23 protein-coding genes are annotated in these 23,523 nt (G+C 61.8%); 11 read left to right on the forward strand and 12 right to left on the reverse strand.

From position 1 onward, the window contains the following. Positions 1-15: 15 nt before the first annotated feature. The 9 genes from NUW13_05495 to NUW13_05535 all read right to left on the reverse strand — a co-directional run bounded on the left by NUW13_05495 (position 16) and on the right by NUW13_05535 (position 9,435). Complete coding sequence (locus NUW13_05495) at positions 16-363, reverse strand: DsrE family protein (GenBank protein MCR4438481.1); 348 nt, start codon at positions 361-363, stop codon at positions 16-18. Between the two features lie 41 nt (positions 364-404). Next, positions 405-944, reverse strand: a complete 540-nt coding sequence (locus NUW13_05500; GenBank protein ID MCR4438482.1) for a ferritin family protein — start codon at positions 942-944, stop codon at positions 405-407. 71 nt (positions 945-1,015) lie between these two features. Next, positions 1,016-1,207, reverse strand: a complete 192-nt coding sequence (locus tag NUW13_05505; protein ID MCR4438483.1) for a heavy-metal-associated domain-containing protein — start codon at positions 1,205-1,207, stop codon at positions 1,016-1,018. Between the two features lie 51 nt (positions 1,208-1,258). Then, positions 1,259-2,440, reverse strand: coding sequence for an FprA family A-type flavoprotein (locus tag NUW13_05510; GenBank protein MCR4438484.1), 1,182 nt, complete (start codon positions 2,438-2,440; stop codon positions 1,259-1,261). A 12-nt stretch (positions 2,441-2,452) separates the two neighbouring features. Beyond that, on the reverse strand, positions 2,453-3,067 hold the full coding sequence (locus tag NUW13_05515; GenBank protein MCR4438485.1) for a transcriptional repressor: 615 nt from the start codon (positions 3,065-3,067) through the stop codon (positions 2,453-2,455). Between the two features lie 444 nt (positions 3,068-3,511). Further along, the gene (locus tag NUW13_05520) at positions 3,512-4,324 is read right to left on the reverse strand and encodes a T9SS type A sorting domain-containing protein (protein MCR4438486.1); all 813 of its coding nucleotides are present in this window, start codon (positions 4,322-4,324) and stop codon (positions 3,512-3,514) included. A 35-nt stretch (positions 4,325-4,359) separates the two neighbouring features. After that, positions 4,360-6,138, reverse strand: a complete 1,779-nt coding sequence (locus tag NUW13_05525) for a dockerin type I repeat-containing protein (protein ID MCR4438487.1) — start codon at positions 6,136-6,138, stop codon at positions 4,360-4,362. Between the two features lie 51 nt (positions 6,139-6,189). Then, the gene (locus tag NUW13_05530; protein ID MCR4438488.1) at positions 6,190-7,602 is read right to left on the reverse strand and encodes a T9SS type A sorting domain-containing protein; all 1,413 of its coding nucleotides are present in this window, start codon (positions 7,600-7,602) and stop codon (positions 6,190-6,192) included. Between the two features lie 441 nt (positions 7,603-8,043). Beyond that, complete coding sequence (locus NUW13_05535; GenBank protein MCR4438489.1) at positions 8,044-9,435, reverse strand: metallophosphoesterase; 1,392 nt, start codon at positions 9,433-9,435, stop codon at positions 8,044-8,046. Between the two features lie 211 nt (positions 9,436-9,646). Between NUW13_05535 and NUW13_05540 the strand changes: the two genes are divergently transcribed. From NUW13_05540 to NUW13_05590, 11 genes are all read left to right on the forward strand, one after another. Then, a complete protein-coding gene (locus NUW13_05540) occupies positions 9,647-10,117 on the forward strand; it encodes a PTS sugar transporter subunit IIA (GenBank protein ID MCR4438490.1) in 471 nt (156 codons plus the stop codon). Positions 10,118-10,151: 34 nt separating this feature from the next. Continuing rightward, positions 10,152-10,487, forward strand: a complete 336-nt coding sequence (locus NUW13_05545) for a DUF2007 domain-containing protein (GenBank protein MCR4438491.1) — start codon at positions 10,152-10,154, stop codon at positions 10,485-10,487. Positions 10,488-10,540: 53 nt separating this feature from the next. Further along, complete coding sequence (gene hisS, locus NUW13_05550) at positions 10,541-11,818, forward strand: histidine--tRNA ligase (protein ID MCR4438492.1); 1,278 nt, start codon at positions 10,541-10,543, stop codon at positions 11,816-11,818. A 16-nt stretch (positions 11,819-11,834) separates the two neighbouring features. Then, positions 11,835-12,692, forward strand: coding sequence for an RNA methyltransferase (locus NUW13_05555; protein ID MCR4438493.1), 858 nt, complete (start codon positions 11,835-11,837; stop codon positions 12,690-12,692). A 123-nt stretch (positions 12,693-12,815) separates the two neighbouring features. Continuing rightward, on the forward strand, positions 12,816-13,625 hold the full coding sequence (locus NUW13_05560) for a CPBP family intramembrane metalloprotease (GenBank protein ID MCR4438494.1): 810 nt from the start codon (positions 12,816-12,818) through the stop codon (positions 13,623-13,625). 18 nt (positions 13,626-13,643) lie between these two features. Next, positions 13,644-15,188 carry a SpoIID/LytB domain-containing protein gene (locus NUW13_05565; GenBank protein MCR4438495.1) on the forward strand — a complete coding sequence of 515 codons (1,545 nt, stop codon included), beginning with the start codon at positions 13,644-13,646 and terminating at the stop codon, positions 15,186-15,188. 357 nt (positions 15,189-15,545) lie between these two features. Next, positions 15,546-15,929, forward strand: a complete 384-nt coding sequence (locus NUW13_05570) for a hypothetical protein (protein ID MCR4438496.1) — start codon at positions 15,546-15,548, stop codon at positions 15,927-15,929. 277 nt (positions 15,930-16,206) lie between these two features. After that, positions 16,207-17,874: an L-aspartate oxidase gene (nadB, locus tag NUW13_05575; protein ID MCR4438497.1), complete on the forward strand. Its 1,668-nt coding sequence runs from the start codon at positions 16,207-16,209 to the stop codon at positions 17,872-17,874. 63 nt (positions 17,875-17,937) lie between these two features. Continuing rightward, positions 17,938-18,237 carry a hypothetical protein gene (locus NUW13_05580; protein ID MCR4438498.1) on the forward strand — a complete coding sequence of 100 codons (300 nt, stop codon included), beginning with the start codon at positions 17,938-17,940 and terminating at the stop codon, positions 18,235-18,237. 188 nt (positions 18,238-18,425) lie between these two features. Next, positions 18,426-19,580, forward strand: a complete 1,155-nt coding sequence (locus NUW13_05585; protein MCR4438499.1) for an AAA family ATPase — start codon at positions 18,426-18,428, stop codon at positions 19,578-19,580. A 550-nt stretch (positions 19,581-20,130) separates the two neighbouring features. Then, entirely contained in the window at positions 20,131-20,559 is a 429-nt protein-coding gene (locus NUW13_05590; protein MCR4438500.1) for a hypothetical protein, read from the forward strand. Between the two features lie 53 nt (positions 20,560-20,612). Here NUW13_05590 and NUW13_05595 read toward each other — a convergent pair whose 3' ends face one another. Genes NUW13_05595 through NUW13_05605 form a run of 3 tightly spaced genes read right to left on the reverse strand, consistent with a single transcriptional unit; the run spans position 20,613 to position 23,515 of the window. Further along, the gene (locus NUW13_05595) at positions 20,613-21,488 is read right to left on the reverse strand and encodes a hypothetical protein (protein ID MCR4438501.1); all 876 of its coding nucleotides are present in this window, start codon (positions 21,486-21,488) and stop codon (positions 20,613-20,615) included. A 40-nt stretch (positions 21,489-21,528) separates the two neighbouring features. Next, positions 21,529-22,455 carry a 2-hydroxy-3-oxopropionate reductase gene (locus tag NUW13_05600; protein ID MCR4438502.1) on the reverse strand — a complete coding sequence of 309 codons (927 nt, stop codon included), beginning with the start codon at positions 22,453-22,455 and terminating at the stop codon, positions 21,529-21,531. Beyond that, positions 22,451-23,515, reverse strand: a complete 1,065-nt coding sequence (locus NUW13_05605; GenBank protein MCR4438503.1) for a hypothetical protein — start codon at positions 23,513-23,515, stop codon at positions 22,451-22,453. The genes NUW13_05600 and NUW13_05605 overlap by 5 nt, the downstream gene beginning before the upstream one ends. Positions 23,516-23,523 lie beyond the last annotated feature (8 nt).

Consider the following 23,523-nt stretch of genomic DNA (forward strand, 5'->3'; position numbering starts at 1 on the left):
AACGTCGGCTCAAAGCTAAAAGATCACCACTTCGAACCCGGCGTCCATGTAGCGGGCAATGCTGGGATGCCCGGACATCTCGTCGCAGGTGGCCAGCCCTTGCGCCAAGGCCGCCTCCAAGCTGCCAGAAACTGCGGCGCACGCCTGGCACACGCAGTCAATGAGGCCAGCTTCCTTTGCCCTGCGGTAGAGATTGGCAAAGGGCCGCCCTTCTTCGGCCAACAGCTTTACCTGCTGGGTGGCGGTGCCCTCTACCACCACCTTCACCTCGTGGCCGCGCTCCTTCATGTCCAGGGCATTGAGGAGCACGTGCGCAAAACAGGCCGTCTCGCCGGTGAAAGCGAATAGCGCTATCTTTTTCACCGCTCAAATCCTCGTTCTCGAGTAGCCACAGCCAAAGCCGACTAACCGCCGTCGAACATCCAATTCTCTTCTTCCGCGTGGTATTGAGCAGGGTTGTCCAGATAGCGGAGGGAATTCTCCAGAATCAGGTGATGCTCTCGCTCCTGCTCGGTCATGAAGGTGTAGAACTGCTTGGCGGTCTGGTCACTGGCGGCTGCCGCCCGCTCCTTGTAGAAAACGATCAGCTTGTCCTCGAAATCGCGCGCCAACCGATAGGCCTCGAGCACATCGGCCTGCGTGCTCACGGTCTCGTCAAGGCGCTCTCTGGCTGCGCGGAAAACACTGCGAAAAGTGGCGATGGCCTCCCCTCGCTTGCCCTGCAAGTGGGCCGCGCTCGTCCACTGGCCGCGCTCACGCAGCGACGCATAGAAGTGCTGAATAATGCTGATGTGCTCCAGCTCCCAGTCGGCTAAGTAGGCGAAGGTCTCCTTGGCAAGAGGATGCTCCGTCCTGTCGCGGGCGGCGAGGAAGAACTGCCGGCCCTCGCCTTCCAGCTTCAGGGCCAGGCTCAATGCCTGCAAATCCTCGTGTGCACTCTCCATCTTGCGGCTCCTCCTTGCTCACCAGCATGAAAGATACCTGCCCAGCACCGGACGCCCAAGTTCCCCGTCTCTCAGATCGTATACCCCAGCTCTCTGATGACGCGCTCCACTGCGGCACGGTGCACCTCGCCTTTGACGTGCACCGTCTTCTTCTCCACGTTCACCGCGACAGCCTCGACGCCGGGGAGGACGCCAACGGCCTTCTCAATGTGCACCTTGCAATGACCGCAGGTAATGTCGGGGACATGCAGCTCCAAAGTCATCGTTTCATCTCCTTGGGAGGTGGGCACTGCCGGAGGGCGGCGTGCCACTCCCTACTTCTGCGCCAAAGCCTTTGCCAAGGCGCGACCATCTTCCCCCAGGTGTCCGAGTTGCTCCTCGTCGGGCACCCACTGCACACGCCGGGCCGCTACAGGCTCCTGCCAGCCAAGGGCAGAAAAGACTTCTTCGATCTCCGCTACCGCCTGTCCTCCCCAGCCGTAGGAGCCAAAGGCAAAGCCCATCCTGTTGCGCGGCCGCAGGCCCTTCAGATAGGTCAAGAATTGGCCCACGCTCGGCAACAAACCGTTGTTCAGCGTGGGCGAGCCAACCAGAACCAGCCGCGACTGCAGCAGGTCGGTCATCACCTCGGAGATATGCGTGGTCTCGAGGTTGCGCACCGTGACCGGCACGCCCTCGGCCTCCAGGCCCGTGCACAACGCCTGCGCCATCTTAGCCGTGGAGCCCCACATGCTGTCGTAGACCACGACGGCCTGGTCGTCGGCTTCATGGTTGGCCCACCTCTCATATGCCTCCAGGATGCGACCGATGTTCTGCCGCCAGATCACGCCGTGGCTGGGGCAGATCATGTCGATTTTCAGACCGCCCACGGCCTGCAGGGCGCGTTTCACTTGCTCCCCGTACGGGAGCACGATGTTGGCGTAGTACTTGGCCGCCTGCGCATAGACCAGGTCCCATCCCGCCTCGTCGTCAAAGCGAACGGCAGTGGCCAAGTGCTGACCGAAAGCATCGTTGGAGAAGAGGATTGCCTCCTCCGGCAGGTAGGTCACCATGGAGTCGGGCCAGTGTACCATGGGCGTGTGAAAGCACTGCAGCGACCTGCGCCCCAAGCTGAGCACCTCACCGGAGCGCACGACCCGGTAGTTCAGGTCGCCGTGAAAATGCGCCCGCAGCCCCTTCTCGCCATTTGGCGAGGCGAGAACTTGCGCCTTGGGGGCACGCTCCACCAGAGCCGGGATACTCCCTGAATGGTCCATCTCCACGTGATTGCACACCACAAAGTCGATCCTGGCCGGGTCAATCACGCTCCGCACGCGGGCCAAAAGCTCGTCAAAAAAGGGTCGCTTCGCCGTGTCCACCAGGGCAACCTTCTCGTCCACGACAAGATAGGCGTTGTAGGTGGAACCATATGGGGTGAGGTAGCCGTGGAAGTTGCGCAGGTCCCAGTCTATGCTTCCCACCCAGTAGATCCCCGGTTTCAATTCCAAAGCCTTCATATGCGCTCATCCTCAGTTTGACGAATCGCCCTCGGAGGTTCGCCTCTTGAGAAGGGTAACCTCAACCGGAACAAACCTGTCGCGGGCGGCACCGCAGACCTTGCAGCACCAGTCCTCAGGCAGGCGACTGAAGGGAGTCCCCGGCGTGTCGTTCCCCCTTGCTGGATCGTAGACCCACCCGCAGACCGCACAGCGATAAGGGCGGCAGTCTTCTACCTGCTGGGCGCTCCTCACGCAGTCGGCGCAGACCCCGATGAACAGCGCCTGCACCGTCTCCACTGCGTGACCGTCGATTGTGCCTTGGGCGGCCACTGAGCACTGCACCGGCACGTCGTAGATGCGCCCGCACACCCGACAGTGGAAATGGTGGTGCGACTCCTCCGCCAGGTCGAAACGCTTCTCCTTGCCGACCACAAGCTCGCTCACAAGACCCGCTTGCTTGAGTGTTTCCAGAGTGTTGTAGACGGTGGCCAGGGAGAGGGTGGGGTAGTGGCTGCGCAGAGCGCGATGAATCTCCTCGGCAGTGGGGTGGGATCCCTGCTCCTGCAGGTAGTTGAGGACTGCCAGGCGCTGAATGGTCAGCACCACACCCTTTTTTCTGAGGAGCTGGATCTTGTCCTTCATCATGCCGCCAGTATTGTAATTCATCTTAGGTTGTAATGAATATAAGCGAATATTTCGTGAAAATCAAGCCTTTTTTCGTTGGCACTGTTCCTCGACCCATCCCCTGGGAGAGGCCACAACAAAACCGGCCCACCAGCGCTCGGGGTGCCCCCCTGCCGTTCGCGTCTTCGTCAGCTGACGAAAGGTCTGGCGGCGCCTGTCCATGGCTAAGCGCACTCCCCACCATGGCCTGCCGTGGTCCAACATGCGTCCCTCGCAGGGAAAGGTCCGCCACACCGGCGATGCTAAGCGATTTGTCCGGAGAAGAGAATCACCACAACCTCGCACCCCCGCCGCACTCACGACGGCTCCTCACGTTGCGCTCTCCAAGGACTCTTGTCGAGCAGCAAGGGCTGCCAAAAAACAAAAAGCGCCCCGCGGAGGGGCGCCATCGATGCGCGCAGAGAGCTATCGGACTATGGCCAGCCGTTTGGTGGCTGATTGCGCACCCACTTGAAGTCGGTAGAGGTACACGCCCGCAGGCAGAGGTCGGCCTGCCGCGTCGGAGCCGTCCCAGGCCAGGGTGTGGTCGCCGGTGCCGAGTCGGCCACGGAACACGGTACACACCTCTCTGCCGAGCAGGTCATACACCACCAGCGACACCTCCTCCGGCTTGGGAAGCGAGAAGCCAATGGAGGTGGTGCCGTGCGCCGCAGCCCCGGAGCCAAAGGGGTTGGGGTAGTTCTGTGCCAGGGCGAAGCGCGTGGGCGTCACGGCCGCAGCTGCCACGCCGGAAGGGGAACCGACGACGAACACCCCGCCTTCCGCCGTGGCTTCAACCACTTCGTTTTCGCCGTTGATGAGTATCAGGCTGAGGACTTGCAGGGCGACCTCCGTGCCCAGCGGCGCATTGGCTGCCACCTGGTAGCTGACGTTCACCACCGCGCCGCTATCCGCCTCCAGTGTGTAGTTGAAGGAGATGGCGATGAGGCGGAGCACGCCATCGACGTCGTTGAAGCGGGCAATAAAGCCGTACGCCCGCCCAGTCACCCACACCGAATCCGGGCGCAGATAGTCGGGGAGATCGGCAAGCTCCAGCTGCATCCCTCGCACTGGAGCTTCATTCCTCAGCGCAATAGTGATGACGTTGCCGGTGCTGCCGGGCAGGCCAGCCCCGGAGCCCACGCACAGGCGATTGGCAGAGGCCATCGCCTGTGGCGCTACCAGCAAGCAGAGGAGTGCGGCGAACCACCCACCGTTGCGAACATGTCTGAGCATCATATGTTATGCCATCCCAATCCGCCAGCCCACTTCGATCACGGGAAGAGGTCAAAGACTGCCAACATATCGAAAAGGTCTATGTCGCCATCGTGGTCCACGTCACCGCTCAGCAGCTGTGCCGCAGTGGGCGCCGTCTTGCCCAGCACAATGTCGGCCATGACTGCTATGTCCGCCTTGGTCACGGCTCCGTTGCCATTTAGGTCGCCAACCTTGACGTAGCTGAACAACCCGTTGACAATGTCCGGCACCACCTGCTGGTTGTTGGCGTCGCTTATCGACACGTTGGTGAGCACCAAATTGGACGAACTCCCCAGCGGGGCAGCGGAGTTGATGTGGTACTTGATCTGGAGGATAGGACCGTTCCCTACCGGGATCACTGCGCCCGCCATCGAGGCCAAGAGGACCTGCACGGAGCCTTCCTTTTCTGTGCCTGCGACAGTGAAGCCGGTCGCGCGTCCCACGGGGGTTATCGAACTCGTCAAGGGGGTGGACACTTGCAAGTGGTCGGGGGCATCCGCCAAACGGAAGAGGATGCCGCGCACGTTGACCTGGTTGTTGAGCCAGATATTGACGGCACCGGTCTTGCCAGGTTCGCCACTCGAGCTCTGCACCCTGAGCACCACCAGGGAGGAAATGGTGAACACGCCGTCGCTCTGGTCGCTGGGGAGGCCGTCCAAGGCATCCTCCACCTTGATCATCGCTGCGGTAGAAGTCTGCGCGGGGAGCGTCCAGGTGTAGGAGCCTGTATTCGGCGCCACGGTGATCTCGGTCCAGTTCGCGCCGCCATTGAGGGAGTACCGTAGGCGCACGTTGGTGATAACGCTCGTGGCCCTCCAGGTGATCTGCCGTTGCGTGTTCACAATCCAGGTCTCGCCGCCGTTGGGGCTGATGAGTGTAATCTGCTCAGTCTCCGGCTCAATGGTAAAGTCGGCATCGCTGATGTCAATGGGAATGCCACTGGCCGCCGACGAGATACGCACCCGACAGGTGTTGGAAGGCGTGTTGGGGATCTCCCAGGCGTACGAGCCTGTGTTGCTGGTGGAGGCGACGACCGTGCTCCACGAGGTGCCGGAATCGGTGGAGTATTCGATCTTGACATTCCCCGAGTAGTCCGAGTACGTCCAGGTGACATTGTACGTGGAGTTAACCGTCCACTTCTCGCCGCCATTGGGGGCGGTAACGGTGATCACCGGGGCCCGCACGGTAAAGTCGTCAATGTCATTGGCCAAGTTGGCAAAAAGGCTGACACCTGCGTAGAGCACGCCGCTGGTCCCGTACGTCTTCTGCGGGTCGTTCACGCGCGTGTCGAACAGGCCATTGATGTAGAAGTCAAAGTGGTGGCCGGTGGCGTCGGTGGAGGCCACAACTTTGATGACATCGCCCGGCTTGTAGCTGGGAAGTGCCACCGCCTTGGTGTCAATGGGTTGCTCGCGTTTCACCTCGCCGTTGACCACCGGGCAGAGCAGGATGTAGCCGCCGCGGCGGATCACACAGTAGCCGCTGGCCGTTGAAGACGGGGCGTTGAGGAAGATGGCAATGCCGCCGGCGTTGATGCCTTCCACCGTGGCATTGGCGGCCCATTTGAACGACACCTCGGTGGGGTTGGTGACCGCGGTAAACACCGCTAAATAGTTCCACCCAGGCGTGGTGGAGGTATTGGACAAAGCATTGTTGACGATCTGATAGGCCGCGTGTGCTGCCCAATTGGGGCCCAGGCTGGCGCGGTTGAAGTTGTCCGTGACAACTGCTGCGTGGCCCGCCGCACACGTCAGGGAGATCGCCACGAGCACGAGTGCAAGGCTTCTTGTCTTCATCGCTGGCACCTCACCACTTGTTTTGTCCGACTGGCACGGGACGCGCCTGCCTTACCTCAGGACGGCGAGCTTCCGCACTAAGGTCAGGCTGCCCGCCATGAGCTTGTAGAAGTAGACGCCGGAGGAGACGGAGTTGCCGGTTTCATCGCGACCATCCCATTGCACCACGTAGCGTCCCGGCTCACGCCTGCTGCGCTCGAGCACGCGCACCAACTGCCCGTGAATATTGTAGACGGCCACCTGCACATCGACAGCTCCGCTGCTCTGCGCGGGGATGTCGTAAGCGATCACCGTGGTTGCACCAAAGGGGTTGGGATGGCTCTGGTGCAGGGCAAAGGCAGCTGGAACCTGCCCCTGCCGCGGACTTTGCTGTTCCCAGACCAGGTCCACACGCTGGCCACTGACCGTGGCACCCACCGCATGCAGCACCTGCAGTGGAATGGTTCCGCCTTCATCCCTGCTGGTGACAAGAAGGCTCGCCACCGTCCCGCGGCCTGCGGGCATCACTATGCCGGCTGGACTGTAGAGGAGCAGGTGCAGGCGGTCGCCGGCCATCTTACTGGCCAGAGACATGCCGTTGGCAATGCCGCACACCGAGGGCGTGCCCCCGGTCAAGTCCTTTGCCGCAAGCTGTAGATCGAGTTCCATTCCAGCCAATGGCACGGGGCTTTCCACGTCGATGGTGACCTGGAACTGCTGGGCGTTCAGCTCAGGGCCTCTGCTCAAGGCGATGGCTCCGCGGAATGCACCAGGCGCTTCTTCGCCAAGGGCGGCAGCCTTGGGCAAGCCCGACACGGCGACGTCAATAGCCTTGCCGATGTCCGAGACGTCCACTGCGCCGTTGTTGTCAAAGTCGCCAGCCCAACGCTCGTACGCCGTTGGTGTCGGCGGACGCTGCAAGGCCATGTCGATCATACGCAGCACGTCAAACAGGTCCACCGCCTCGTTGTAAATGACGTCCCCTTTCCTGCCGAACCAAAAGACGCCGCTCTTTTGCACGAGGGTGAGCGGAGGGTTGCCTGTGGCATTTGCCGCCGCGCGCACGCTATCGAAGCCCACGCTGGCGTTCGTGCCACCTGTGGCGTTGGCAGCCACGCGCACATAGACCCACAAGATGTCGTCACTCCCTGCGGTGAGCCGCGAGCTGGTGCTGGTATCGGGGACCATCAGCACCCAGAATCCACCGGCCCTGCTGGTGGTGTCTACCCGGAACGAGGCGAGGCGCGACTTCTTTTCCATGCCGACAACCGTCAGCTTGTCCGGGCTGTCAACCAGCTTGAAGTGCATCCCTTTGATCACTGTGGCGTTCTTGACACGAATGCTCAGCGTGTCCAAACCGCCAGGCAAGGCCCAGCCATTAGACACGAACAGCGTGTCGCCCGACTGTGCCTGTGCCGCCTCGGGCGCAGCAAGAACCCATACGACAAGCGCTGTGAGCGCGCAAGACAGACATGCTCTCCTCATCGCACCCTCCGCTCGCAAAAGTCATCTCCTGCGTGCAGCAACCAAAGCCACATCCTGCCTGCTACCGCCTATCTAGTGCCACCCCGGCTACCACCTCGCACGCCTGCTCTGAGGCGTGCGCCCTGCTGTGCTTTCCGCTGTTCACAAATGATACGATGGTTCAGGCCGAGACAGCCACTCTCTTCGCCGGCCGGTACCACCTGGCGGGCACAGTGCCTTCGCCCTTGCCACGCGCTTGCACCCGGCGCTTTCTTTCGCAAAAACGAAGAGATAGGCAGCCCCTCTTTGTGCGCCATCGGGACGAGCTCCCGCCCTGCAGCGAGCAGATTGCCGAGCACGCTCCACTCGTCGCCGCTGCTCTGAAACGGCAAACGCTATGCCACCCGCGAGGACCGAGACGATGCGAAGGGGGAGCTCAGGACGGCAGGACGCGGGGCGCTTTCACTGGCCTGGCTTGAGCTCGGCCAAGCGTTTGGCCGCGCGCTGACCATAGCTGGTCTTCGGCCCGAGGCGCACGGCCGCCCGATAGTGCTTCGCGGCATCCACCACCTTCTTGCCGTTTTCGTAGACTTGCGCCACGAGGAAGCGCACTTTGGGCGCCAGCGAATCCAGCTCCACTGCTCGCTCAAGGCAGAGAGAGGCCGAATCCGCGTAGCTTAGATGCAAGAAGCTCTCGCCCAGGCCCAAGTAGGCCTCGGGGCTGGTGGGTTTGTCGTTGGCGAACTCGCGATACAGAGCGCGTGCCTGTTCCCATAAACCATGTTTGAGCAGCATGCGGCCGGCGCGCTCATAGGCGGCCGCAACACGACCTTCCCCTTTCAGGAAAGCTGCCAGCTCCGCGGTGGCTCTCATGGGCTGGTGCAACTGAAGATAGGCGACTGCCTTGTAAAGGTGCGCGTCGGCTTGCTCCGGGCTCTCCTCCAGCACCTGACTCATCACGCGGAGCACTTCGGCAGGCGCTCTGCGTCTGAATGCCTCCTCGGCCTTTTCGTACGGGTCCTCAACGCGCACCACCTCGGTAAGCACCTCCTGGCCGCGTACTGTGACCATGACGAAGTGAAAGTAGCCGCCGGAGTCAGGAGGCGCATAGAGCGGCGCGCCAGCCCCGCCGGTTATGACCTGGCGCAGACCGCCGTAAGTGGCATCATGGTACAGGTGCTCGTGACCCACGAAGAGAATGTCCACCCCATGCTGCAGAAAGAGCGCCGCCAGGCTGTCCCTGTGGGCGGGGTACTTGTCAAAGGAATCGCCGGCATGCGGGCCAACAGGGTAGAGGGGACGGTGCACGCAGACGAAAGTGTGCGTCGTCCCTCGATGTGCCTCAAGGTCACTCTTGAGCCAGAGGAGCTGCTCGCGGGAGAGGCGGGAGACATTCCCCTCCTCCTCCGAGCAGAGGATCACCAAGTGGCAGTTGCCATAGTCCACGGAGTAGTACGGCTTGCCAATCATCTCCGCAAAGAGCGCCCGACTCGGCCTGTTGAAATAGTCGTGATTGCCTGGCGCCACATGCAGAGGGACATCGAGGGGCGACGAAACCCTGATAAACTCCTCAAACATGCGGCACAAGGTCAGACTGTCATCAGTACCGCCCACGATGACGTCGCCAGTGTTGAAGACGGCGACCGGCTTCCGGGCCTTCAGCTCTTTGAGGAGCAACCTGTGCACGTAGGGTTGCCGTGCGGTGCGAGTGCCCGGTCGGTTATCCCCGAGCACCGCGAAGCGCACCTCTTTGGTCCTGTGGTCAGCCGTGCTGGTCCATGGCTGGCTACTTGCGGCCAACGCAACCCCAATGGCCACTGCTGTCCCACAGAGCCATGGCCGTACCCGGTCCATTCTCTCCTCCTTCTCAAGCCTGAGCCGTTGATATGAGGCGCCCACAGCAAGACCGGACGCACCCTATCCTTACGGAAAATTTAAGACCATGCGCACTCTTCAGTCCAGAGCATCTGCGGTAACCCGATTTTGCCAGGGCGAGAGAGAAAGAGTTTGCATTATTGAGATTTTGTTATAAATTTGGGGCGAATTTTGAGGGAGCAGTGGGAGCATGAGACTGAAAGAAATACTGAGCAAGGACACAATCCGCATCCCTCTGTTGAGCACCGAAAAAGACAAGCTCATCGAGGAGATGGTGGATGCACTATATGCGGCCGGCAAGATTGAGGACCGCGAGAAAGTGTTAAAGGCGGTTCTGGATCGCGAGCGGGTGATGAGCACCGGCGTGGGCGATGGGGTGGCCATCCCTCACGGCAAAGCCGACGGCGTGAAGAACCTGGTGGCCTCCTTCGGGGTTACCAAGCACGAAGTAGAGTTTGGGTCCATCGACGACAAGCCGGTGCGCCTGGTCTTTCTCTTGGTGGGGCCCTACGACCAGACGGGACCTCACTTGAAGGCGCTGAGTCACATCTCGCGCCTCATGCATCGCCCTGAGTGTCGCGCCCGCCTCACCAAGGCCAAGACTCCGGAAGAGGTGCTGGCAGCCATAGAGAAGGAAGAGGACGCCTGTTTCGGCACTTAGTGCACTGCCCAGTCTGAGGAGCTCCGTCTGAGCCATGCCGTTTTGTCCAGATTGCGGGTACGAATACGTGCAAGGAAGCACCGTCTGTTCTGACTGCAGACGGCCTCTGATTGAAGAACCGCAGGTCACCGAGGCTACCGAGGAAGAATGGGTCCAGTTGCACTCCCTGCCAGGGCCGGTTTACGCGGAGATGGTCAGGGAGGCGCTGGCGCGCGTCGGTATCCCTGCCGTGCTCCGGCAAGACGCTCTTTCGGGGGCCCTGGGGAGCAAGGGCGCAAGTGCCGTCGGCTCCGAGGCGGTGTTGCTTGTGCCCAAGCGGCACCGCAGGCGCGCCGCCAAAATCCTGCACGAGATGTTAGACCACATCTGACCATGCCCCGCTGGCGCAAGGGGCCGAGCAATTCACGAGGCGCAGAGACTGCTGTGAAGTACCAATCGGTCAAGGGCACCCGCGATGTGCTGCCCGAGGAGCAACCCTACTGGCGCCACATCGAGGCGCAGATCTACCGCATTTGCACGCTGTATGGGTACGAGCGCATCGACACGCCGATATTCGAGCAGACGCAGCTCTTCGAACGCGGGGTCGGCACAAGCACGGATATCGTCGAAAAGGAGATGTACACCTTTTGGGATCGGGGACACGATTCCCTGACCTTGCGGCCGGAGTTCACCGCGGGGGTTATTCGCGCCTCCCTGCAGAACGGACTGCACACGCGCCCCAAACCGGTGCGGCTCTTTTCCATCGGCCCAATCTTCCGCTATGAGCGCCCGCAGGCGGGCCGCTTCCGCCAGCACACACAATTCAACGTGGAGGCCTTGGGCGAACAGGATCCCGCCATGGACGTGGAGGTGATGTCCATCGCTTGGCAGCTCTACGCTGACCTCGGCTTCCGAGGACTCTGCTTCCAGTTGAACAGCACAGGCTGTCCGCAATGTCGACCTGGCTATCTCAAGGTCCTCCGGGAGTACTACCAGACCCACTTTGCGGAGATCTGCCCGGACTGCCAGCGAAGGCTGGAGCGCAGTCCTCTGCGCGTGCTGGACTGCAAGGTCGACTCCTGCCAGCCGATCATCGCCAAGGCCCCGCCACTTTTGGAGCACCTTTGTGCCGACTGTGCGAGCCACTTTGCCAAACTGCGCCAGTACCTGGAGCTCCTCGGCCGGCCGTACACCCTCAACCATCGGCTGGTGCGTGGGCTGGACTATTACACCAAGACGGTGTTTGAAGTCTGGGTACAAGGCATCGGCGCCCAGAACGCCATGTGTGGCGGTGGGCGCTACGACGGGCTGATCGAGCAACTTGGCGGCCCGCCCACGCCCGGCATAGGCTTTGGCTCAGGCATTGAGCGCATCATCTTGAGCATGAAGGAACAAGGCCTTTCGGTCCCGGCGCTGCCCAAGCCGCAGGTTTTTGTGGCATCGCAGGGCGAGAGCGCCCGTCTGGTGGCCCTGCGGGTCCTGTTCTCCCTGCGCGAAAGTGGGGTGGCAACCACCTTTGCCCCTGGTGATCGAAGCCTCAAGGCGCAGCTCCGCGAGGCAAACCGCGTGGGGGCACGCGTCGTGCTCATCGTCGGTGAGGAGGAGGTGGCTAACCAGACCGTCAGCGTCAAGGATATGGCCAGTGGCGCTCAGGAGATGGTGCGCTTGGAGCAGGTGGTGGAGAACGTGAGCAAGAGGCTGAACGCCCTGACAGACAAGTGAGCGACGGAGAGGGAAGGTGGCACATCCCTACGCGCCACGGACAGTACCGATTTCCCAGAATCAGCTCAAGTACTACCGCTTGCTTCTCATCAAGAAGTACCGCACGCGCGACCGCAAGTTTCTGGTGGAAGGGGTGCGGTGCATCGAGGAGGCCCTCGCGGCGGGAGCGGCTCTGGAGGCCGTGGTCATAGCGCCGCAGGCCATGTACGTGGAGCGTGCTCTCCGGCTCATGCAGGCGCTTGAGCAAGCTGGGGTGACCCTTTTGGCTGCTGACCGTCGCGCCTTCCGCACCATAGCTGACACCGCGCAGAGCCAGGGCCTGGTAGCCGTAGCTCGCTGGCCTTATGAGCCATTCGCGCCAGAACAATTTGCAGCCCGCGGCATACTCGTTGCGTTGAACGGGGTGGCTGACCCAGGAAACGCCGGCACCATCGTCAGAACCTGTGCGTGGTTCGGCGTGCAAGGGGTGCTCTGCGATCGCACGACTGTGGACACTACCAATCCCAAGACCGTGCGAAGTACCGCTGGCGCCATCTTCCACGTGCCGGTGTACGACGAGCTCGACATCTCCAGCGTTCTTCCCCAACTCAGGGAACGAGGATTTGCGCTCTACTACGCGGACGTGCGCGCCTCGACTGCGCTGGAGCAAATCGTCTCGGCACAGGCCTGTGTGGTAGTGCTGGGAAGCGAAGCCAGTGGCATTGACCCCGCACTGGCGGCGCTCTGCGACCGCGGGGTGCGCATCGAGCGTTATGGTGCGGGAGACTCTTTGAACGTGGCCGTAGCTGCCGGCATCATCCTGGCCCATTTCGCCAAACTAACCAGGCGCCAGGAGCCCCATCCCCCGGACTTGCTGGGCGACCGTTACGCATGAGGCCGGCGGCTTCGAGGGACGGCCGGCAGAGCGCCGCACATTTGCGCAGCGACGAGACGCGTAGAACGAGGTATCTGGTTCAGGCTGTTCAGTGATGAGCACCCACCACGAAAGGAATTGGCATTGGAGCAGACACCCGAGCAAACACCTCTCCCCCCTCACCCACATCCGAGCATAGGTCTGAGCGTGGGGGTGATGGTCATCACCATGATTTTTATGATGCTGGTCGCCGTGGGGGCGGCCTTTTTCTTTCAGAAAAGCTTGCTCCTGGCTGCCGAGGTTTCCATAGTCGTTCCCGCGCTGATCGTGACCGTGGCTGGGCGCTATCCTTTTGCTGCGGTCTTTCGCTTACGACAGACGGCCGTCTCTCACTTGGTGCTTGGCCTAGTGATCGGGGTGGCTGCCGCAGTTGTCATGGATGAGCTCGATCGCATCGTAAACCTCTTCTTCCCACTGCCGGAAAGCCTCCTCGGCCAGGTGAAGCAACTACTCACCATCCGCTCGCTTCCAGAAGGTGTGTCCGTGGTTCTGTTTGCGGTGTTGGGCGCGGGTCTTTTGGAGGAAATGCTCTTCCGAGGTTTTCTGCAACAGTCCTTCGAGCGCACGCTCGATGCGAGCCGGGGGATCGTGTTCTGTTCATTAGCCTTCGCCTTGCTGCACGTGAACCCCTGGACCAGCATCCAGATTCTCATCTTCGGCGTCCTTCTTGGCCTCCTGGCCTGGAGGAGCAACAGCGTCCTTCCGGCGGCCATCGTCCATGCGACCAACAATGGCCTCTCTGTGCTGGCGATTAACATGGGATTCGACCAGGCGCCATGGTACCTGTGGCATGGCCATGTGCGCCCGCGCATCCTGATTCCAGCGATCATCGTTCTGGTGTGGGGCGTGCGCATGTTCTTCGCCGCAGCACCCCGACAGAAACCGACAAGATAGCATACGGGAGATTGCGTAGTGAAAGCGACTGCAACTGGTCGAGAGCCGATCGTCCACATCGGCATGATCCGCGGCACTGACAAGGTCACCTTTCGCTGCAGCGAGCCATGTGCCGTGTGCGACCGCGAGGGAAAAGTGCACGGCGAGATAGTTGCCGACCGGTCGTACGAGGTGACGGTCTCTGAATCGGTCCCTGCGCGCGTTGACTACTTTGTGCGCCTTGCCATCACCGAAGACGAGGCGACTGCTCAACAGGCGGCGGCAAGAGAGGCCAAGAGGGGCTGGCCGCTCACCCACCGCCACCTCGGGCTGGTGGTGGATGTGGGAGCCTCCACGGTCGACAACAGGGAGTACTGGGTGCTCGCCGGGCCCTTTCCCACGGAAAAGGATGCGGTGGAATTCCGCCGCGAGCATGGCATCCCGGCCGTCTACCTGGTGGTGGAGCAGGCGGTGCACCCTCCCCGCGCGATTTTGGAGTGCGCCGGACACCGCTTTCAGGACGTCGTCCGCATTGTGCCGCGCTCAGGCAGAAAAGGGGTCATCACTCTGGCTGACGTGTTGGTGGGAGTGGAGTTCCACTGGCAGCACTTGGAGGACCAGCTCCTCTTCGGCACTTTGGAAGTGGCTGTGAACAACCAAGGGCGATTGGTCGCCATTGACGAGCTGCTGATGGAAGACTATCTTGCCAGCGTCAACTCCTCGGAGATGACCACCGATTGTCCAGAAGATCTACTCCGCGCGCAAACGGTGGCAGCCCGCGCCACCGTGCTGGCCACCATGGGCAAGCACCACGCTGCCGAGCCCTTTCACCTCTGTGCTGACGACCACTGCCAGCGCTACTGGGGAGCAGGGTACGTCATGGAGCGGTCAATCCAGGCAGCTTCCGACACCCGCGGCGAGGTTCTCCTCTTCCAGGGCAAGGTGTGCGACGCCCGGTATTCGAAGATCTGTGGCGGGGTAGCCGAAGACTATGCCAATGTGTGGGATGAGCGCCACGTGCCCTACTTAGTTCCCTTTGTGGACGGCAAGGAGCCCGTGTCCTTCCCCATCGACGACGAAGCAAAGGCGCGGGCTTTCATCGAGAGCAGGCCGGATGTCTTTTGCAACACCGAGCGCTACCCGGTGCCCGCCACCCTTGGCGACTCCAACCGTCTGTTCCGGTGGGAGGTGAGCTACCCTCGCGAGCAGTTACAAGAGCTCGTCGCCCGCAAGAGTGGCCTTGACTTTGGCGAACTCATCGACCTGGTCCCTGGAAAGCGAGGTGCGTCTGGCCGCTTGATGAGCCTGCAGGTAATAGGTACTAAGCGCTCATTCACGGTGGGCAAGGAACTGGAAATCCGCCGCATCCTTTCTGAGACGCACCTGTACAGCGCCTGTTTCTACGTCAAACGCCAAGTGGACGCGCAGGGCAAAGTACAGCGGTTCGTGCTGCGCGGCGCGGGCTGGGGGCACGGCGTTGGCCTGTGCCAGGTGGGGGCCACGACCATGGCCGCGCAGGGCTACGACTATCGACAAATCCTCAGCCACTACTACCCGGGCACGGAATTGGCAAAGCTCTATTGAGGCTGGGCCCACAGTGCCGAGAGTCTCACCCGGGGAACGGCCCGAGGGCCGCGCATGAGCCCGGGCCGGCACCGTTGGTTTTTGCTCCGGAGCCGGCAAAGGGTTAATGCTTCCCGTACTTTGGGCGTGAATGCGCCTGGTCGCGGCGCGCCCAGGCGCGGAGGGCAGCACCTTTCTGCAGAGCTGCTTGGGAGGACGAAGCGCCTCGGGCTGCCCTTCGCCATTTCTCTCGTGAACCCCCCTTCGCGATGGAAGTTCAGGATCTGTGCGCTAACGCCGTCCCCTCTCCGCAAATTGGAGTTGATGCCCCTATGCATAGAGGCGGTTAAGGAACTGTCATAAGCTGCGGAAAGGGCAATGAGGATCATCATCGCGGACGACGTCCTGAAGTCGCAGATGCAGGGCTATCTGGCACTGCACCGTCGGCACGAGTGCGAAATTGCTGAGGATCGCCAGAGGGTGGTGACCTTGGCCCGGGAGTTCAACCCCGACGTCATCCTGCTGGCCGCCGGCTTTGACTCGCACACCGAAAACGGCGACTGGGCGGACCTGGTGCAGGAATTGAAGCAGATCGCGCCCAAGTGTCGGGTCATCGCCATAACCGACGTCGACTGGGATGGCGGGGACAACGCGGCCCGCGCTATGGGTGTATCTGGTGTCCTCAGGCGCCCTCTGCGCCAGCAGAAGCTGCTCGACCTGATCGCCAGAGGCGAGCAGGACGTACGGCTGGCTGGTGCCTAACCTGCCGGCGCCGCCGACCCGAGAGCACAGACCGCTGGGGGCTCCCCTGTCTCAATGCCGCGCCGGCAGAGGTCTGCTCTTGCAGCACGACCGCTCGCTCCAAGGAGGGCCAGCCAGGCTTCCGTATGTGCCCACCTACTTCGCTCTCTACGTTCCCAACGACTGTCCTTCGCGTTGTCATTCCTCAGGCGGTGTCAGCACCGGCTGCGAAAACCACTTGATTTTTACCGCGAATTGTGCTATGTTGCTGGCGACGACCGAGTAGAGGGAGAGCCGGATGGCAAGCAAGCATGGGAATGACGTGCGCTGCGATTTTCTGGTCATCGGCACCGGTATCGCCGGCCTGTCGTTTGCGCTCAAGGCCGCCGAGCATGGTGACGTGGTGGTGGTCACCAAGAAGGAGCGGGCGGAGTCCAACACCAACTATGCGCAAGGGGGGATTGCCTCGGTATTCGCGCCAGACGACTCCTTCGACATCCATCTGGAGGACACGCTGCGGGGAGGGGCGGGTCTCTGCCACGAGGACGTGGTACGCATGGTGGTCTCCGAAGGGCCGCACCGGGTGCGCGAGCTCGTGGAGTGGGGCGCGCAGTTCACCGTGCGGCAGGAGGGCGGCAAAACGGTTTTCGACCTGGCCCGCGAAGGTGGCCACAGCCGCCACCGCATCGTGCACGCCCGCGACCACACCGGCGCCGAGGTGGAAAGGGCACTCATCGCCGCAGTAAAGGACCACCCAGGCATCCGGGTCCTGGAGAATCACGTAGCCGTTGACTTGCTCACCGAACACCACCTCGGCCGCGAGGCGGAGGCCAGGGCAAAACGCCTGCACTGCTGGGGCGCCTACGTCTTAGATGTGGCCGGGAAGCGGGTGATGCCGTTCATGGCGCGGGCGACCGTACTCGCCACCGGCGGCTGCGGACAGGTCTACCTGCACACCACCAATCCGGAGATCGCCACTGGCGACGGCGTGGCCATGGCCTATCGGGCAGGGGCGCGCATTGCCAACATGGAGTTCATGCAGTTTCACCCCACGTCGCTCTACCGCGGCCCGCACGCCACAGGGCGCTCCTTTCTCATCTCGGAGGCAGTGCGCGGCTTCGGCGGCATTCTGCGCACCAGCGACGGCGAGGATTTCATGCGCCGCTACCACCCGATGGCTTCCCTGGCACCGCGCGATGTGGTGGCCAGGGCCATCGACACAGAGATGAAGAAGCGGGGCGAGCCTTGCGTCTACTTGGACGTCACCCATTTGGACCCGGAGGCGGTAAAGACGCGCTTCCCCCACATCTACGAAACCTGCCTTCGCCACAAGATTGATATGACCAAAGAGTGGATTCCGGTCGTGCCGGCAGCCCACTACTCCTGTGGCGGCGTGATGACCGACATGTGGGCACGCACCAATCTCACCGGGCTGTACGCCTGTGGCGAGGTGGCGTGCACAGGCCTGCACGGGGCAAATCGACTGGCCTCCAACTCGCTCCTGGAGGCGGTCGTGTTTGCGCATCACGCCTATGAGCACGCAGTGCAATTCGCCAAGGAAGCACGCCAGCCCTTGCCGGAGGTTCCCCCTTGGGATGACTCAGGCACCTTCAACAGCGAGGAATGGGTGCTCATCGCCCATGACCGGGAGGAAATCCAAACGCTCATGTGGAACTACGTGGGGATCGTGCGTTCCGACTTTCGCCTGCAACGCGCCTTTCGCCGCGTCCGGCTCATTCAGGCCGAGATCGAAGCATTCTACAAGCGCACTACGGTGACCGAAGGCCTCATTGAGCTGCGCAACATCGCCCAGGTGGCCGACCTCATCATTCGCTGTGCCCTGCGCCGCAAGGAGAGCCGCGGCCTCCACTATACCACCGACTACCCGGAACGCGACGATCTCCACCGGAAGCGCGACACCATCCTGTGCAGGCGCCGCCGCCTGAGAGCGCCGCCCAAACACTAACGCCCTGCGCCCCTCAAAGTTTGGCTGAGGGCAGGTAAAAAACCTCCAGCACAGGAGCAGCCTATGGGACTAAAAATCCTGTCTGCGACTTTCGGGGGCCTGGTGCTTCTCATTACCGTCGACCTGTTTATGGCCTGGTACGCTGCATTCTTGCGGCGGCGCGGCGTCCCTGGTCGGCTCGCCAACATGTTCCGGCGTCTGCTCTGGGCCATTCTCGCCCTGCTCTTTTGGTCTGCCCTTCTTCGCTATGGCATGCCGGAAGCGTTCAGCTCATCGTACTTTCTGTTCGCCCTGTTCATCTACAGCTTGCGCGGCCTGCTTGTGGCGTTCATCCCGCAGAGGAAGGCCGGCGGGAGCTCCTAAGAACTACTTGGGTGCGGTAGTCGTGAGGTCGTGGCTTCGGTTGGAGAACCTCCTTTCCCAGAAGCAACAGGAGATGCGCGAGGCTGCGGCCTCGTTTTTTTGCTTGACAGTCGCCTTGCAGGTGCGTATATTGTAGCAGAAGCGGCTTCCGGACGTCGTTCGCAATCCCATGCACGGGGTGCAACATCATGATCCTGTCACGTGTGCACATCAAAGCCTTCAGGTCGATCCTCGAGCTCAACGTGCCCCTGAATCCACGCATCAATGTGCTCATCGGCTCGAACGAAACGGGCAAGACGAACATCCTCCGGGCCATCGAGTCCTTTTCGCCAAACGCCCAGTTCGACATCTCCCTCACCTGCCAGTATTCCAACCACTACTACGAAGGCAGGTGCCCGGAGGTGGAGCTGGAATTCACCTCGCTCAGCGCCGAGAATAGAAAGGAGCTGAGCGCCCTATCCAAGGCGTTCGAGGAGGCACAGAGCTTCTCGGTGGTCAAGACCGGGCCTACGCTGCAGGACTATCGCGTGCTGATTGGCGGGCAGCTTTTGGAGGATATTAACGTGCGGCTTGTGCTCGATGCACTGCCGCGTCTGCTCTACTTTGAGGACATCCGCCTCGTGAAGAGCGAGGTGAACCTGGCGAGCCTCCAGGAGAACAAGAGCGGATTCACCACGGAGCGTAACCTCTTGAAGGTGGCCGGCCTGGAGGACCTGAGCCTGGCGTTTGAGGATTCTTCCCGGGGACGCCGTGCGCGCGAGGAGGCGGGCAGGGCGCTGACCGAGCAGGTGCGTCGCGTCTGGTCCCAAGAGCCAAGCATTGAGGTCAAGCTCAACGTCAACCGCGACGTACTCTACATCGACGTCACTGACGACAGCACGGTCTTTGACACGCCACAGTCGCGGAGCCTGGGGTTTCGCTGGTACCTGTCGTTCTACGTGAACTTCATGGCCCAGAGCTTCGAAGGGCGGGCCAACGAACACATTTTCCTGCTGGAGGAGCCAGGCATCCACCTCCACCCGGCGGGGCAGAAAGACCTGGTCAAAGTCATCGAGGACCTCTCTGCCAAGAACCAGCTCATCTACACGACCCACTCTCCGTTCATGATCAACCGGCAGCATCCGGAACGGGTGCTCTTGGTCACCAAGGACAAAGACGGTACGCACGTGGACAATCAGGCCTATCGGCAGAACTGGCGCCCTTTGCGGCAATCCATAGGCCTGATGATCGGGGATCTGTTCTTTTTCGAGGACAGCGGCTTGATCCTGGAGCTTCCGCGAGGCAAGCAGGGCAAAGGGGTGCTCAGCCGCCTCCGGGTGTGGGGTGCGCAACCGGGCAACTGAAGGAAGGGGCAATCCAGGGAGCAAAGCCACAAAGGCGCAAGGGGGGGCGGCCCACACCCTCGCCCTGGACACCTGCGCCTGGCGTGCCAGGCAAGCCTGCGAGGCCCGCAGACGGGAGAAGGCGCTCTGGCGCGGGCCGTCTTCCGGCCCACGGTGAAGTTGACGCTCGCGGTCAAGCTGGAACGGGAGATCACGAAGGCCCAGGCCGGCGACACTCGCCGCTGGGTACGAAGCCCGCGGCTCAGCCAGCTTCCGGCCCGATCGTGTAACGAAAGAGACTCTGCGGGCCACGCCGCCAATCCTATGTCGATACACCACTGCCAGAAAGGAGGAGTTCGTGAGAGCGACGCCCCTCAAGGCAGGCCCAGTGGTCGTGGTGCCAATGGCGCAACCACGCGTTGCCCTCGCCGACCGCAGCCCACCTCCTGTCACCGACCGACTTTCCCGTCCACCATGTGTCCATGGGATTGCCGTGCCCGCGCTCTTGGTTTAGTGGCTGTCACACGGTCCAGACTTGCAGTAGTCACAGGAAAATTGAGAAGGGTGAACTATGAGCATGAAGGCTGGATTGTGGATCGATCATCAGAAAGCCACCATCGTCTACCTGGACCGAAAGGAAGAGAGCACGCGGATCATCGAGTCGGACGTGGAGCCGCGCATTCGCGTCACTGGCGGCTCGCGCTCTGCAACCCCCTACGGGCCACAAGAGTCGGCAGCCGAGCGCAAGCGGGAGGAACGACGCAAGCACCAGAGGGAGGCGTACTACAGCAAGGTGGTGGAGGCCTTGCGCCTCTGCGAGGAGGTGTTCATCTTTGGCCCTGGTCCAGCCAAAGGCGAGCTGAAGAAGAGCATGGAACGCCAGAAGGATTTGAAGGTGCGCGTGGCGGCGGTCGAACCTGCCGACAAGATGACCCCCCAACAGATCGCAGCCAAGGTGCGCGCCTTCTTTGGCCAAGAGCGGCGCGTGCGTCGTTTGTGAGAACGGCAGAGGGCCCCACCGTGTGCCCATGGCAGTGGGGCCCTGACGTCTTGCTATTTGGCGACCACCACGTAGATATCGGCTGCAGCCGGCAGGCCACTCCTGCGCGTGGAGCTGAAGTAGAAGGACTTCCCTGAAGGCGACAGATAGGGGCACGAGTCCCAGGCCTGAGAATTTAACGGGGCGGGGAGCACCTCGCCCACGCTCCAGGTACCGTTTTCGTACCTTGTTTCCCAGAGGTCAAGGCCACCGTGCCCCCCAGGCCGATCGGAGGCGAAAATAATCTTCTCCATCGCGCCAACGACACACGGGTCAAAGTCGTTCTGAGCAGAATTGATCTGCCGGCCGAGATTGGCAGGGGAGGCCCATTCCTTGCCACTCCACGCGCTGCGAAAGAGGTCATGGCCGCCGGCGCCGCCGCGCCCATCTGAAGAAAATACCATCACCCGCCCATCTGAGGAGAAGGAGGGCCCCCAATCATCGCCTCGGCTGTTGACCACGCTGCCGAGGTTCTCGGGCTCACCGCAGCCATTTTCCTGCAGCGGGACTCTCCAGATATCCGCGCCCCCGCGACCGCCCGGGCGGTCACTGCAGAAGTAAAGCCAGCGGCCATCCGGAGTAACGGCCGGATCGAATTCCTGCCACTGGCTATTGAAAGGAACCGGCTGCGGCGGTGTCCACTGCCCTTTCTGCCAGCGACTGAAGTAGATGTCCTGATTGAGACTATCCTGAGGGTCCCACCCCATGGTGGCAAAGAAAAGCGTGCGCCCATCCGGCGTCAGGCAGCACCTGGTCTCGCACCGGGGGGTGCTGATGATGCCTTCCGCCAGCAGATGGGGCTGGCCGGTCTTGTAAAACTCCCGGTCCGGGCGCGCACAAGACAGTGTCAGCACAGGAGCCGCGATGAAAATGAAACACCACAGTCTCATCTTCTGTTGCCTCCCTCGGTCATTGTGTGCAGCTCAGTCCTCAGCCTACTCGGTGTTGGGCAAGACGTTCCAGCGCCTTGACCAGCGCTTGAGTGCCTTCCTCTCCTTCGCCTGTCGCCTGGCAACTGGCAAACAGTTGATGGACCAGGCTCAGTGCCGGCAGAGGAAGGTGGAGTTCTCGGGCCATCTCCAACGCCAAGCGCAAGTCCTTCTGTTGGAGCCGCACCATGAAGCCCGGCGCGAAGTCGCGGGCAATCATCTTCGGCCCTAAGTTCACCAACTGCCATGAGCCGGCGGCGCCATTTTTCACCGCGTCGATCATCACCTGCGGGTCAAGGCCGGCCTTGCTGGCCAGGAGGAGCGCCTCACAGGTGGCCAAGTTGTTCACCGCCACGAGCACCTGGTTGCAGAGTTTCGTCATCTGGCCCATGCCATTGGGGCCGACGTGCACAATGCTCTTGCCCATCGCTTGGAAAATGGGCAAACAGCGCTCGAACACCTCCTTGTCGCCGCCCACCATGATGGCCAACGTGCCGGCCTGCGCGCCGGTGTCGCCGCCGCTGACCGGCGCATCCAGCATGGCCGCGCCGCGCTCCTTGAGCGCTGCGGCAATCTTCACAGTGACGCTGGGGGAGATGGTGCTCATGTCGATAACCACCATGCCAGGGCGGATGCCCTCGCAGACACCTTCAGGCCCCATGATCACGGCCTCCACATCGGGCGAATCGGTCACCATGGTGATGACCACATCACTGCGTTCGGCCACAGCACGTGGCGACGGTGCGGCCTGTGCTCCGCGACTGACCAGCAGCTCCACGGCCGGCTTGCTCCTATTGTAGACCGTCACCCTGTAGCCAGCACGCAACAGATTCGTCGCCATGGGCTTTCCCATGATGCCCAAGCCAATGAAACCTATACGCGTCGTGCTCATAGCCTCCCTTCTCTCCTCTTCTCGCCAGCAGTCAATAACGACCGTACTTCTCCACCAATTGCATGGCACCACAGTAGTTGGCAAAGCTCACGTCATCGGGCACGCTATGGTCCGAGTGGTAGATGTATGCTCCATCGCTCTTGGCCACGGCGAACTTGGTGCTGATCTCCTTCTCCAAGGGCGCGAGGTCCCCCAAGGCCATCAGCCGCACGTCGATGCCCCCCATCAAGGCTAAGCGCTCGCCGTAGAGCCTCTTCAGCTCCACCAAGTCCATGCCTGCCTTCACTTCTAAGGGCTGCAAGCAGTCGCACCCAGCCTTGATGAGGTCTGGGATCAGAGGCTTCACACAGCCACAGCTGTGCAGGATAACCCTCAAACCTTTCCCGTGAAAGAAGTCAACGATCTTCTTGTGAAAGGGAAAGAGCAGTTCGCGGTACATTCGCGGGGAAAAGAGAGGCCCATTGCGGTAGCCCATGTCGTCGTAAAGGAAGGCTCCGTCGAAATCAAAGCCGCCTCCGAGCATCTCCTCGGCGCCATCGATGAGCAACTGCACGCCGGTGGCGAAGATGTCGCGCACCCATTCGGGGTCGTCGAGCATGGCCATGAGCAGCCGCTCGCTGCCCACGATGCCCTGGGAGCGGTCATACCCCATGGCTCCGGCGAAGTGGCAAAACCAGCCGGCTTCCTTGTCGGCCCTGAAGCGCGTCAGCCCCGAGGCCCAGTCTATCCTCCTGTCGTTCCACCTGAGCAGCGGTTTGTACTCTTCCCAGCTGCGGCGGTCCTTGACGGCAAAGTCTAAGTAACCGGGGGTGGAAGTGGCATTCTTCCAGTTCTTGACGGTTGCACCCAGACTGTTGCGCACGACCCGGTACTCATCGGTCTCCTCCAGCACCACCTCCGGCAGCTGGAAGGAGATGTCAAAGTCATACCCGCGGAACGCATAGCCAAAGTGCTCCACCGGGCTAACACCTTCGGGCAAACCTTCGCGATGCCAGCGGGCGATGGTGGTCTCCCACGGCGAATCGTGAATGGGAACCCTGTCAGGCTTCCGATGTTGGAGCGCGCAGAGCACGCGCTCCCGGGGTGTCATCTGCATTACAGCCT

It is taken from the genome of candidate division KSB1 bacterium (assembly GCA_024655945.1).
Taxonomy (GTDB): domain Bacteria; phylum Zhuqueibacterota; class Zhuqueibacteria; order JANLFK01; family Oleimicrobiaceae; genus Oleimicrobium.